This window comes from Egicoccus sp. AB-alg2 (genome assembly GCF_041821065.1).
GTDB lineage: Bacteria > Actinomycetota > Nitriliruptoria > Nitriliruptorales > Nitriliruptoraceae > Egicoccus.
Genome location: NZ_JBGUAX010000004.1, coordinates 103798 through 115697, shown reverse-complemented (window position 1 = coordinate 115697; position 11900 = coordinate 103798). Strand labels below are relative to the sequence as shown.

At 73.1% G+C, this 11900-nt stretch carries 14 protein-coding genes; 2 read left to right on the top strand and 12 right to left on the bottom strand.

The genetic code is table 11. The features are described from left to right. The 11 genes from glyA to ACERM0_RS08040 form a co-directional block, all read right to left on the bottom strand. A complete protein-coding gene (gene glyA / locus ACERM0_RS08090; RefSeq protein WP_373678066.1) occupies positions 1–1290 on the bottom strand; it encodes a serine hydroxymethyltransferase in 1290 nt (429 codons plus the stop codon). A 95-nt stretch (positions 1291–1385) separates the two neighbouring features. After that, positions 1386–2372, bottom strand: coding sequence for a dTDP-glucose 4,6-dehydratase (rfbB, locus tag ACERM0_RS08085; protein WP_373678065.1), 987 nt, complete (start codon positions 2370–2372; stop codon positions 1386–1388). Then, on the bottom strand, positions 2372–3445 hold the full coding sequence (locus ACERM0_RS08080; protein ID WP_373678064.1) for a glucose-1-phosphate thymidylyltransferase: 1074 nt from the start codon (positions 3443–3445) through the stop codon (positions 2372–2374). Before ACERM0_RS08080 ends, rfbB begins: the two co-directional genes overlap by 1 nt. Beyond that, positions 3442–4044: a dTDP-4-dehydrorhamnose 3,5-epimerase family protein gene (locus tag ACERM0_RS08075; protein ID WP_373678063.1), complete on the bottom strand. Its 603-nt coding sequence runs from the start codon at positions 4042–4044 to the stop codon at positions 3442–3444. Before ACERM0_RS08075 ends, ACERM0_RS08080 begins: the two co-directional genes overlap by 4 nt. 16 nt (positions 4045–4060) lie before the next feature. Continuing rightward, complete coding sequence (locus ACERM0_RS08070; RefSeq protein ID WP_373678062.1) at positions 4061–4765, bottom strand: L-threonylcarbamoyladenylate synthase; 705 nt, start codon at positions 4763–4765, stop codon at positions 4061–4063. Between the two features lie 38 nt (positions 4766–4803). Continuing rightward, positions 4804–5664: a class I SAM-dependent methyltransferase gene (locus ACERM0_RS08065; RefSeq protein WP_373678061.1), complete on the bottom strand. Its 861-nt coding sequence runs from the start codon at positions 5662–5664 to the stop codon at positions 4804–4806. Beyond that, on the bottom strand, positions 5664–6743 hold the full coding sequence (prfA, locus tag ACERM0_RS08060; protein WP_373678060.1) for a peptide chain release factor 1: 1080 nt from the start codon (positions 6741–6743) through the stop codon (positions 5664–5666). The genes ACERM0_RS08065 and prfA overlap by 1 nt, the downstream gene beginning before the upstream one ends. 2 nt (positions 6744–6745) lie before the next feature. After that, the gene (locus tag ACERM0_RS08055; RefSeq protein WP_373678059.1) at positions 6746–7912 is read right to left on the bottom strand and encodes a DUF1385 domain-containing protein; all 1167 of its coding nucleotides are present in this window, start codon (positions 7910–7912) and stop codon (positions 6746–6748) included. A 67-nt stretch (positions 7913–7979) separates the two neighbouring features. Further along, a complete protein-coding gene (locus ACERM0_RS08050) occupies positions 7980–8414 on the bottom strand; it encodes an HIT family protein (RefSeq protein ID WP_373678058.1) in 435 nt (144 codons plus the stop codon). Positions 8415–8579: 165 nt separating this feature from the next. Then, positions 8580–8786 (bottom strand): 50S ribosomal protein L31, encoded by a 207-nt coding sequence (gene rpmE / locus ACERM0_RS08045; RefSeq protein ID WP_373678057.1) that lies wholly within the window; start codon positions 8784–8786, stop codon positions 8580–8582. Positions 8787–8918: 132 nt separating this feature from the next. Continuing rightward, positions 8919–9506: a maleylpyruvate isomerase N-terminal domain-containing protein gene (locus tag ACERM0_RS08040; RefSeq protein WP_373678056.1), complete on the bottom strand. Its 588-nt coding sequence runs from the start codon at positions 9504–9506 to the stop codon at positions 8919–8921. 132 nt (positions 9507–9638) lie between these two features. Between ACERM0_RS08040 and ACERM0_RS08035 the strand changes: the two genes are divergently transcribed. Continuing rightward, on the top strand, positions 9639–10376 hold the full coding sequence (locus tag ACERM0_RS08035; RefSeq protein WP_373678055.1) for a Bax inhibitor-1 family protein: 738 nt from the start codon (positions 9639–9641) through the stop codon (positions 10374–10376). 58 nt (positions 10377–10434) lie between these two features. On the opposite strand, the gene ACERM0_RS08030 is transcribed toward ACERM0_RS08035, so the two are convergent. Continuing rightward, positions 10435–11133, bottom strand: coding sequence for a LuxR C-terminal-related transcriptional regulator (locus tag ACERM0_RS08030; RefSeq protein WP_373678054.1), 699 nt, complete (start codon positions 11131–11133; stop codon positions 10435–10437). Positions 11134–11510: 377 nt separating this feature from the next. On the opposite strand from ACERM0_RS08030, the gene ACERM0_RS08025 reads away from it, so the two are divergent. Beyond that, positions 11511–11852, top strand: coding sequence for a hypothetical protein (locus ACERM0_RS08025; RefSeq protein WP_373678053.1), 342 nt, complete (start codon positions 11511–11513; stop codon positions 11850–11852). Positions 11853–11900: the final 48 nt, after the last annotated feature.

The following is an 11900-nucleotide window of genomic DNA, read 5'->3' as shown; positions in this document are numbered from 1 at the left end:
TCAGTCCTGCGGCGCCGGGGGCACGGGACCCGCCTGCGGATAGGCGGGGAACGCGGACACCAGCTCGTGCACCTCGCCGCGCACGTGGCGGCGGTCGTCGTCGGAGCCGGTCAGCGCGCGGTCGATCAGGTCGGCCACGCGGGTCATCTCCGCCGGGCCCATCCCCTGGGTCGCGACGCACGAGGCGCCGGCCCGGATGCCGGACGCGACCGCCGGCGGGTTGGTGTCGAACGGGATCGCGTTCTTGTTCAGCACGATGCCGGCCGCGTCGCAGCGTGCCTCGGCCTCCGCGCCCGTCAGGTCCCGCGGCGTGACGTCGGCGAGGAACAGGTGGGTGTCCGTGCCGCCGGACGTGACCCGGTAGCCGCGTTCGACGAGCGCGCCGGCCAGCGCCCGGGCGTCGTCCAGGATCCGCTGCCCGTACTCCTTGAAGCCCGGCTCCATGGCTTCCTTCAGCGCCACGGCCTTCGCGGCGATCACGTGCTCGAGCGGGCCGCCCTGGGTGCCGGGGAACACCGCCTTGTCGATCGGCTTGGCCCACTCCTCGTTGGTGAGGATGATCGCGCCGCGTGGCCCGCGCAGGGTCTTGTGGGTGGTGAAGGTCACGATGTCGCAGTACGGCACCGGGGAGGGGTGAACGCCGGCGGCGACCAGCCCGATGAAGTGGGCGGCGTCGCACATGAGCACCGCGCCGACCTCGTCGGCGATCGAGCGGAACGCCTCGAAGTCGAGCTGGCGCGGGTAGGCCGACCAGCCGGCGATGATCAGCTTCGGGCGGTGCTCGAGGGCGAGGCGGCGGACCTCGTCCATGTCGATCGTGTGGTCGTCCTCGCGCACCCCGTAGGAGACGATGTCGAACCACTTGCCGGAGAAGTTGATCTTCATGCCGTGGGTGAGGTGACCGCCGTGCGGCAGCGACATCGCCAGCACCTTCTCGCCCGGCAGGACCGTGGCGAAGTACGCGGCGATGTTGGCGCTGGCGCCGGAGTGCGACTGCACGTTGGCGTGGTCGGCCCCGAACAGCTGCTTGGCGCGGTCGATCGCGAGCTGCTCGATCGGGTCGACGGCCTCGCCGCACCCGCCGTAGTAGCGCTTGCCCGGATAGCCCTCGGCGTACTTGTTGGTCAGCACGGAGGCCTGCGCGGCCATGACCGCCGGCGAGGCGAAGTTCTCGCTGGCGATCAGCTGGAGCTTGCTGCGCTGACGGTCGAGTTCGGTGATCAGCCCGTCGGCCACCTCGGGGTCGAGGTCGCGAAGCTGGGCGAAGTCCGGGCCCCAGAACGTGCTCACGAAGCAGGCTCCCACGTCGAGGATGGCGCGCGACGGCGCCGCGAGTACCGCGCCAATCTACCGGCGCACCGGTCGGTCCGTCAGCCCCCCGGCCGTCAGCCGTGACCGCGGCGGCGGGAGGCGCCGGCCTGCTTCAGCGGCCGCCACCAGGCCTCGTTGTGCCGGTACCAGTGGATGGTCTCGGCCAGCGCCTCGTCGAAGGAGCGCGCCGGCCGCCAGCCCAGGGCGCGGACCCGGCTGCTGTCGATCGCATAGCGCAGGTCGTGACCGGGTCGGTCGGGGACGTGCTCGATCCGGTCCTCGCCGGCGTCGAGGTGGGCGAGGACGCGGCGCGTGAGCTCACGGTTGGACAGTTCGTTGCCGGCCCCGACGTTGTAGACCTCGCCACGCCGTCCGCGGGTCAGCACGAGCCACAGCGCCGCGGCGTTGTCGGCGACGTGCGTCCAGTCGCGCACGTTGCGCCCGTCGCCGTAGAGCGGGACGCGGCGACCGTCGAGCAGGTTGGTCACGAACAGCGGGATCAGCTTCTCCGGGTACTGGTAGGGCCCGAAGTTGTTGGAGGTCCGCGTCACCGTGATCGGGAAGTCGTACGTGACCGCGTAGGCGCGGGCGAGCAGGTCCGCCGAGGCCTTGGACACCGCGTACGGGCTGTTGGGCGCCAGCGGGTCGCCCTCGGTGAACGCCCCCACCTCGATGGAGCCGTACACCTCGTCGGTCGACACGTGCAGGACCCGCTCGAGCCCGTGCCGGCGGGCGGCGTCGAAGACCACGCCGGCGCCCACCACGTTGGTGCGCAGGAACACCTCGGGGCCGTCGATGGAGCGGTCGACGTGGGTCTCGGCCGCGAAGTGGACCACGGCGTCGGCCTGCCCGGTGAGCGCGTCGACCAGTCCGGCGTCGCAGACGTCGCCGTGGACGAACCGGTGGCGCGGGTCGTCCGCGACGTCGTGGAGGGAGGCGAGGTTGCCGGCGTAGGTCAACGCGTCGAGGTTTGTGACGTGGACGTCGTCCGTGGTCTGCAGCACGTGGCGCACGAAGTTGCTGCCGATGAACCCGGCACCGCCCGTGACGAGCAGGCGCATCAGCGGCCCTCCTCGATCTCCACCTGGCTGTGGTCACCGAGCAGGAACCGGTGCGCGGCCGGGCGCCGGTGGGTCCGTGTCAGCTCGACGTTTCGTCCGAGCAGCGAGCCCTCCATCCGCGACACGCCCCGGACGACGCAGTCCTCCAGCACGACGGAGAAGTCGATCTCCGTGGCTTCGAGGCGGGTACGGGCGCCGATGGAGGTGAACGGACCGACGAAGCTGTCGACCACGAGGCAGTCCGCACCGATGACCGCGGGCCCCCGGACGGTGGAGCGCACGATCCGCGCCCCCGCCTCCACCACCACGGCGCCGACGAGTTCGGAGGCATCGTCGACCGCGCCGTCCACGCGCCGCTCCAGCGAGGCGAGCGCGATGCGGTTGGCGTCGAGCAACTCGTCCTTCTTGCCGGTGTCGAGCCACCAGCCCTCCAGCAGCGACGCCCGCACGACCGCGCCGTCGTCCACCAGCCGCTGGATGGCGTCGGTGATCTCCAGCTCGCCGCGCGCGGACGGAGCGATCCGGCGGGCGGCGTCGACGATCCGCGACGAGAACAGGTAGACGCCCACCAGCGCCAGATCGCTGGGCGGGTCGGCCGGCTTCTCCACCAGTCGGACGACCTCGCCGGACGGGGACAGCTCCACGACGCCGAACCGGCGGGGGTCGCTCACCTTCTTCAACAGCAGCTGGGCCGCCGGCCGCTCGCGGCGGAAGCGCTCGACCATGTCCGCGACCCCGCCCTCGACCAGGTTGTCGCCCAGGAACATCACGAAGTCGTCGTCGCCGAGGAAGTCCGCCGCCGTCAGCACGGCGTGGGCCAGCCCGAGCGGAGCCGGCTGATGGAGGTAGGTGGGCCGGATCCCGAGTCCGGCGCCGTCACCGACGGCCGCCTCGATCTCCGCCCGCGTGTCACCGACGATGATCCCCACGTCGGTGATGCCGGCGTCGCGCAACTGCTCGAGGGCGTAGAACAGGATGGGCTTGTTCGCGACCGGGACCAGCTGCTTCGCGCTGGTGTGCGTGAGCGGCCGCAGGCGCGTGCCGGCGCCGCCGGCCAGGACCAGTGCCTTCATCCCGCCTCCTCGCTGCCCCGACCGCCGTCCGGTGACGTGTCCGCGGCGCCGGTCCGCCAGCGTGGATGGTCGGGGAACCGCTCACGCAGGGTCGGGTTGGCGCGGTCGGCGGCGGAGACGAGCGGCTCGGACACGGGCCACGTGACCGCCAGGTCGGGATCGTCCCATGCCAGCGCCCGCTTGTCCGCGTCCGGCCGCCACTCCGCCGTCACGTCGTAGAGGTAGTCGACGTCCTCGTCACCGTGGGCGCAGTAGGCGTTGGCGAGGCCGGCCGCGACGAACAGGCGGCAGGGCTCGGCGCCGTCGCCGAGGTCGAAGGTCCGCACCTCGCCGAAGGTGGGACTGTCGGGCCGCACGTCGGCGACCGCCGCGAGCGCCCGGCCGCGCGCGACGTAGACCAGCTTGTCCCACGGCTCGGCGTGGAAGCCGCGCAGGACCCCCACCGCCGAACGGGCGTGGTTGCCCTGCCGGAACACGACCGGGCGGCCGAGGGCCTCCTCGAGCTCCGAGCGCTGCCAGGTCTGGCGGAAGAACCCGCGGACGTCGCGGTGCGTCGACCATCGCACGACCAGCAGGCCGTCGATGTCCGTCCGGTGCACCCCCACACGCGCCCCCTCAACCGGTCCCGGCGTCGTCGGCCGGCGAGTCCGGTTCCGGTGGCGGCATGGTGGCGGCGAACGGGTCGAGCTCGCCGCGCGCCACCGCCAGGACCTCGTCGGCGTCCAGTGCCCCGGCCCGCAGCACCTGCGGTTCCTCGCGGGTCAGGTCCACGATGGTCGACGCGGCGCCGGTGGGACGCGGGCCGTCGTCGAGGTAGAGCTCGACCGCGTCGCCCAGCTGCTCGTGCGCCGCCGCCGCCGTCGCCGGCGCCGGCTCGCCCGTGCGGGCGGCGGCCGTGACGGCCAGCGGACCGACCGCACGGACCACCGCCAGCCCGACGTCGTCCAACGGCATGCGCACCGCGACCGTGCCCTGGGCGTTGCCCAGGTCCCAGCGCAGGTTCGGCTCGGCGAAGAGCACGACCGTCAAGGGACCGGGCCAGTAGGCGGCCACCAGGCGCTCGGCGGCCTCGGGCACGATGGTCGTGAGCCCCGCCAGCTGCTTGGGCGAGCGCACGAGCACGGGGAGCGGTGTGGTGCGCGGCTGCCCCTTGGCTCGGAACAGGCGGGTGGTGCCGGCCCGGTTGAACGCGTCGGCGGCGACGCCGTAGGCCGTGTCGGTCGGCAAGACCACCAGCCGCCCGTCGCGCAGCGTCTCGGTCGCGCGCAGCACCGCGTCCTCACGGCCGTCGCCGGTGACGTCGAGCAGCTCGCCGGGCACGTGGGATCAGCTCCTGGAGGCGGGTCGGGAGGCGGACGCTATCGCGCGCCGCGGGCCCGGACGGCGCGCTGCGCCCCGGTGAGGTCGGGGACGAGCGTGACGTCGACGAGCCCGGCGCGCACCGCGGCCGCCCGTGCGTCCTCGCCGCGACGCTCGTCGATCTCCACGACCACCAGGCCGCCGGGACGCAGCCACTCGGCCGCCAGTGCCAGGAGGCGTCCTACGACCTCGTGGCCGTCCGGTCCGCCGACCAGCGCCCGGTCGGGATCGTGGTCGGCCACCTCCGGTTCCCAACGGTCGCGGTCGGCGGCCGGCAGGTAGGGCGGGTTGGAGACCAGCACGTCCAGCCTCCCCCGCAGGTCGTCGGCCAGCGGCGCCAGCAGGTCACCGGCCAGGATCTCGACCTGGTCGGCGGCCAGCGGTGGACCCGCCTCGCCGGCCAGGACGCGCCCGAGGTTGTCCCGCGCGAGGTCGACGGCGGCGGGGTCGAGGTCGGTGGCGACGACGCGCGCCCCGGGCACCTCGACCGCCACCGACAGGGCGATGGCGCCGGTGCCCGTGCACGGCTCGGCCACGATCGGGGCGTCCAGACCACTCGCCTCGTCGATCGCCACTCCGGCCACGATCTCCGTCTCCGGCCGGGGGATGAACACCCCGGGTGCGCAGCGCAGCTCGAGCTCGCGAAACCAGGTCCGGCCCAGCACCAGCTGCAGCGGCTCGCGGGCCGCGCGGCGGGCGACCAGCCCGTCGAGCAGGGCGCCCCCGCAGCCGTCGCAGCTCCCGGCCACCTCGACGACGTGATCGACGAGCCAACGGGCGTCCACCGCCGGCGTGGGCACGCCCGCCGCCGCCAGCCGGGCCGCGACCTCGGCCACCCGCCCGCGGTCGGTGGTGACCATCAGGAGCCGTCTTCGTCCTGGACCGCGGCCAGGCGCGCCTCGCGTTCGGTCTGTCGCAGCGCCGCGACCACGTCGTCGAGCTGCCCGTTCAGCAGGTCGGTCAGGTTGTGCACGGTCAGGCCGATGCGGTGGTCGGTGACCCGCGACTGGGGGAAGTTGTAGGTCCGGATCTTCTCCGCCCGGTCACCCGTGCCGATCTGGCCGGCGCGGGCGTCGGCGCGCTCCTGCGCCCGACGGTCCTGCTCGGCCTGCAGCAGTCGCGAGCGCAGGATCCGCATCGCCTTGTCGCGGTTCTGGTGCTGCGACTTCTCGTCCTGGCAGGACACGACCAGACCGGTCGGCACGTGGGTGATGCGCACCGCCGAGTCGGTCGTGTTGACGCTCTGCCCGCCGGGCCCCGACGAGCGGTAGACGTCGATGCGCAGCTCGTTCGGATTCACCTGGACGTCCACCTCCTCGGCCGCGGGCAGGACCGCGACGGAGGCGGTGGACGTGTGGATGCGGCCCTGGGACTCGGTGGCCGGCACGCGCTGGACCCGGTGCACACCCGACTCGTGCTTCAGGTGGGCGTAGGCCCCGTCGCCGACGATCTCCAAGATCGCCTCCTTGATGCCGCCGATCCCCTGCGCGGCCTCGGACAGCACCTGCGTGCGCCAGCCCTGCCGCTGGGCGTAGCGCAGGTACATCTCCTGCAGTTCGCCGGCGAACAGGCCCGCCTCGTCGCCGCCGGCCGCGGCGCGGATCTCGACGATGACGTCCTTGTCGTCGTTCGGGTCGCGGGGCACCAGCAGCAGCTTGAGCCGGTCCTCCAACTCAGCCCGCCGGACGGTCAGCTCGTCGAGCTCCGCCTTGACCAGCGCGGCGTCGTCGCCAGCGGACTCGGCCAGCATCTCGCGCGCCGCCTCGAGGTCGTCACCGGTCGCGCGCCAGTCGCGGTAGGCGGCCACCACGTCGGCGAGTTCGGCGTGCTGCTTGGCGACGGTCGTGTAGCGCTGACCGTCCGACACCACCTCGGGGTCGCCGAGCTGCGCCTCGAGGTCGCGGAAACGCGCCTCGAGCTGTTCGAGCTTGTCGAACACGCTCAGGCCTCTTCGGCCGCGTCGCGCGGCGTCGGGTCGGGGGCCGGGTCGTCGCCGTCGACGCGGACGTCGGCGGCCGTGAGCTGGACCGGCAGGCCGTCCCGCGCGAGCGTGATGCGGCTGTCGAGGGTGTGCGGCACGCGACCCTCGCGCAGCTCGCCGGGGACGACCGCCTCGAACGAGCGGATCGCCACCTCGATCTGGTCACGGGTCGGCTGCTTGGTGGTGATGAGCTGCAGCCACAGCCCCGGCTTCATCAGCGCCTTCACGAGCGGGTTGTCGCCGCGGGCGGCCCCCAGGCGCAGCCCCTCGTAGGCGAGCCCGGCGACCACCGGGAGCAGCACCACGCGCAGCACCACGTGGTAGACGATCGAGCCGAGCAGGCCGATGCCCTCCGGGGGCGGGACCAGCACGCCGGCGAGCGTGTAGACCACGACCGCGAGCAGCATGACCATGATCAGGAAGTTGGTGCCGCAACGCACGTGGAGCGTGGAGTAGCGGTCGACGTTCTCCGGCTCCAGGACCTCGCCGTGCTCCCAGGCCGCGATCGTCTTGTGCTCGGCCCCGTGGTACTGGAACACGCGGCGGATGTCGGCCATGAGCGAGATCGCCCACAGGTAGCCGAGGAAGATCACGATCCGGACGAACGACTCGACGAGGTGGAACCACACCCCGTCCCCCAGCACGCCGCCGAGCAGCGCGTCGACGCCCTTCGTGCCCGCCGAGGGCAGGAAGATGAAGATGCCGACGAAGATCAGCAGCGCCACGAGCAGGGAGGCCCCGACGGCCCCGGAGCCGAGCTGCTCCTCCTCCCCTTCCTCGTCGAAGGCCTGCATCGCCGAGATGCCCAGTGCCCGCATGCCGATGGCGAGCGAGTCGGCCAGCGCGTAGCAGCCACGAACCATGGGCTTGTTCAGGATCGGGCGCCGTCGGGGCAGGTCCGACACGGCGTGGCACTCCAGCCAGATGTCGCCCGCCGGGCGGCGCACCGCCACCGCCCACCGGTCGGCGCCGCGCATCATCACGCCCTCGATGACGGCCTGCCCGCCGTAGTAGTGCGGGGCCGCTTCGAGCGGATCGGGCTTCTTCGAGCCCGCAGGACGCTGGTGATCGGTCATCGAGGCCTCAGGGATCGGGCGGTCGCGGCGTGGCAGGGCGGGGGTCGCCACGGCGAGGACGGCCGGGCCACCCACGGCCACGGCCGGACCGGGATGGTACGTGGCCGACCGGCAGCGGTCAGCCGGGGGCCCGCGTCGCCATCGCCCCCGCCAGCGCCTGCGCGGTGGCGTCCAGCGCCTCGCGCGACGGCGGCGGGTCGTAGTCGACGGCCAGGACCATCTTGTCGCCGTCGCGGCGTGCCACCACGTGCAGATGGGTGTGGAAGACCTCCTGGCCCGCGACGGCCCCGTCGGCCAGGACCAGGCTCACGCCCTCCGCGAGGCCCAGCGCCCGCTGGGCCCCGGCCACCCGACGGGCGAGCGTCATCAGCTCCGCCGCCTCGTCCTCACGAAGGTCCGCGAGGCCGGCCGCGTGCCGCCGCGGGATCACGAGCGCGTGTCCCTCGTTGACCGGCAGGATGTCGAGCAGGGCGAGCGTGAGGTCGCCCTCCGCGACCACCGAGGCCGGCGAGCGCCCCGCCACGATCTCGCAGAACACACACCTCTGCTGCATCCGGGCCCACCTCGTGCATCGTGGGCCACAGTGCTATCACACCCGCCTCGCGAACACGACGACGCCGCCGGCGCTTCGCCGGCGGCGTCGATCGAGATGATGAAGGGGCCTGTTCAGCCTTGCGCCTTCTCCAGGCTGTTCAGCCTTGCGCCTTCTCCAGGCTGTTCAGCCTTGCGCCTTCTCCAGGCGACGCTTGAACCGGTCGACGCGGCCACCGGTGTCCACCAGCTTCTGCTTGCCGGTGTAGAAGGGGTGGCACTGGTTGCACAGCTCGACACTGATCTTGTCGACCGTGGCCCGGGTCTGGAACGAGTTGCCGCACGAGCACGTGACGGTCGCGACCGAGTACTCGGGGTGGATGCCCTGCTTCATGGGTTCCTCCGTGCGGCGGGTGCCGCGGGAGTGGACGGCGTGGGGGTCGGTGCGTGTGGGGGCGCGCGAGTACGCGTTCCTGGATGAACGATCCGGGGCCGGTTTCCGATCCCCGGACCGGCGTCGGCCCGCTCACACGACGGCGCGCCGAGACGGCGCGCACCTGGTGATGGTAACAGGTGGGGTCCGGAGACCGCTAGGGCGTGATCGTGGCGGCGGCGAGCAGGGCGTCGGCGAGGGCGCGGTCCCCCGCGACGCCCAGGTCGTCGGCCGTCGGACGGTCCGTGCGCCGCCGACGAGCGCCAGCAGCTGCCGTGTCGTGCACCGCAGCGTGACCACGGGCGCCGTCGCGAGCGGGCGCCGCACGCCGCCGTCACCGAGGTCGATCGCCACGGGCGCCGCCCCGTCGACCTCCAGCGCCACCGTGCCCCCCGCCCCCAGCCGCGAAGGCAGCGACGCCGCCAGAGCGCGCAGGGCGCTCTCGCGTGCCACGTCCACGCGCTCCACCAGCCGCCCGAGGTCGTTGCGCACGTGCCCGGCCCCGTCGACGGCGACGGCGGCGGGCGCGTCGTCGAGCATCATCCGCTCGGTGCCGATGCAGTGCGCGAGCTGGTCGTGGACGTCCCAGCCCGGACAGCCGGTCGGCGTGGACCACGCCCGGGCATCGAGTCCCTCGGTGGCCGCGAGCAGTCCGCGGTGCGCCGCGAGGTGCCCCTGCACCAGCGTGGCCAGCAGCTGCGTCTACACGTCGTCCGCGCCTCCCCGGGGACGGCCGGACGGTACCCTGTGGGCACCTTCCGACCCCTATCGCGGCGTGCGGTCCACGCCGACGACGAGGAGACCACGACCGCCATGAGCCAGTCGTTCACGCCTCCCCCGCCGCCGGGCGCCGCCGTCCCGAACGCCCCCATCGCGCAGCAGCCGGTCGACGTCCGCGCCACCTTCATGCAGCGTGTCTACACCAACCTCGTGCTGGGCATCGTCGCCTTCATCGGCATCGAGTTCGTGCTGCTCAGCGAGACGCTGTTCGCCACCCCGCCGGCGGCATACATCGCCGAGCTGGTGGCAGGCACGAACTGGCTGCTGATCCTCGGCGGCTTCATGCTCGTGTCGTGGATGGCGACCCGCCTGACCGTCTCCGCCCGCACACCGGCCCAGCAGTGGGGCGGCTACGGCCTGCTGGTGCTGGCCAACGCCCTGCTCTTCGCGACCCCGCTCTACATCGCCGCCAACGTGCCCGCGCTCGAGGGCACGATCGGCACGGCCGCGCTGCTGACGGTGGTCGCGTTCCTCGGACTGACCTTCGTGGCGGTCCGCAGCTCTCGGGACTTCAGCTTCCTGGGCACGCTGCTGAAGTGGGGCGGGATCCTGGCCCTGATCGCCATCGTGGCCGGCGTGCTCACGGGAACCGGCCTCGGCACGCTGTTCATCGTCGCGATGATCGGCTTCGCCGGCGGGGCGATCCTCTACGACACGCAGAAGATCTACCGCGCCTTCCCGCCGGGCACCGAGGTGATCGCGGCGATGCACCTCTTCAGCTCGATCGCGCTGCTGTTCTGGTACGTCCTGCAGCTGCTGATGCGCCGCTGAGTCGAATGGCGGCGGGTGGAGCGCGCCCCCCGCGGACGCGGTCCCCCCGCCGCCGGCCTCACCCGGCGTGCGCGTGCTCCGGTACCCGGAGCACCTGCGCCGAGGTGAGGCGGGAGCGACCGGCACCGCCCACGACAGCTGCCGTGAGCTCGGTCCGGTTTCGCGTCCCGGTCTTGGCCAGGATGTTCGACATGTAGTTGCGGACCGTCTTCTCGGCCAGCGAGAGGTGCTCGGCGATCTCGCCGTTGGTCGCGCCCTCCACGACCATGGCGAGGATGCGCGCCTCCTGGCCGGTCAGGGCCCGCTTCAGTCCGTCCGGCAGCGCCGCCGCACGCATGCGGGTGCGCAGCTCGTCGATCGTGGTGGGGCTGATCAGCGTCTGCCCCGTGCCGACGGCCCGGAGCGCGGTCGCGAGCGCTTCCGCGTCGATGTCCTCGACGAGGTAGCCGAACGCACCGGCCACCACGGCCTGGAAGAAGGCCTCCTCGTCCGCGAAGGGGCTGAAGACCACGGCCCGGGCCTCGGGCACGCTCGTGCGCAGGTGGCGGATCAGATCCGCGCCGCGACCGTCCGGCAGGTCGGCCCCCACGAGCACGACGTCCGGCCGCAGGGCGATCGCCTTGGCGACGCCGGCGGCGACCGACGCCGCCTCCCCCACGACGTGCAGTTCGTGCCGGCCGTCGACCATCGCGCGGACGCCCTCGCGCACCACGCAGAACGTGTCCACGAGCAACAGGCGGATCGTCGTGTGTTGCATCCCCGCGTCCCTCCCCGTCAGTGCCGGGTCCCCGGTGGCCCGGCGATGCCCGTGCCGGGTTCCCGATCCCCGGCGCCGAGCGTCGTCGAGCGTGCCCCCTCCGACCAGTGCCGAGCGCCACATTGTCGCCGACTTGAGCAACTTGACGCCGTGTTGACCGCTTCGCCGTGAGCGCGCACGGTCGGGGCGACAGCAGCACACCGGCACATCTGCCCCGGGACAGATGTCCCCACACGGTCGAGCCAGCCGAACGCGTCCGCCCGGCCGCCGCGGCGCCAGTATTCGGGACGTCCGCACCTGATGGGCGCTTCATCGCCGGCCCACGCTTGCCCTCCGGAACGCACAGACCGGAGTGCGGTGCCGGTTCGAGGTCGCTGATGGGCTCCCGCTGGGCGTGGTCGGCAGTGCTGCTGCTGCAGTCCGCCGGCGCGGGCGGTCCCGGTCGACCGCCAAGCCGCCGGCGTTCACTGGCCGGTCGCACCGAGGTCCAGCGCGCCGCCCACTGGGTCGCGGGACTGGCCGTCGCGCGGGCCCGCGACGGCGGCACCGCCGAGCAGGACGTCCACGACCTGGTGGAGGCCTGTGGCCGCGACCTCGACGTGCTCGGGTACGCCGTCACGCTGGTGGCGACGACCGCCGACCTCGAGGAGATCACCCGCCAGCGGGCGCTGGCCCTGCTGCTGCGCGCCCGTGACCAGGTCGCGCACACCCGCGGGTGAGCAGTCGGAGGACAGCTGTCCCTGCCCCACCCCCTCGCCGGACCGTTC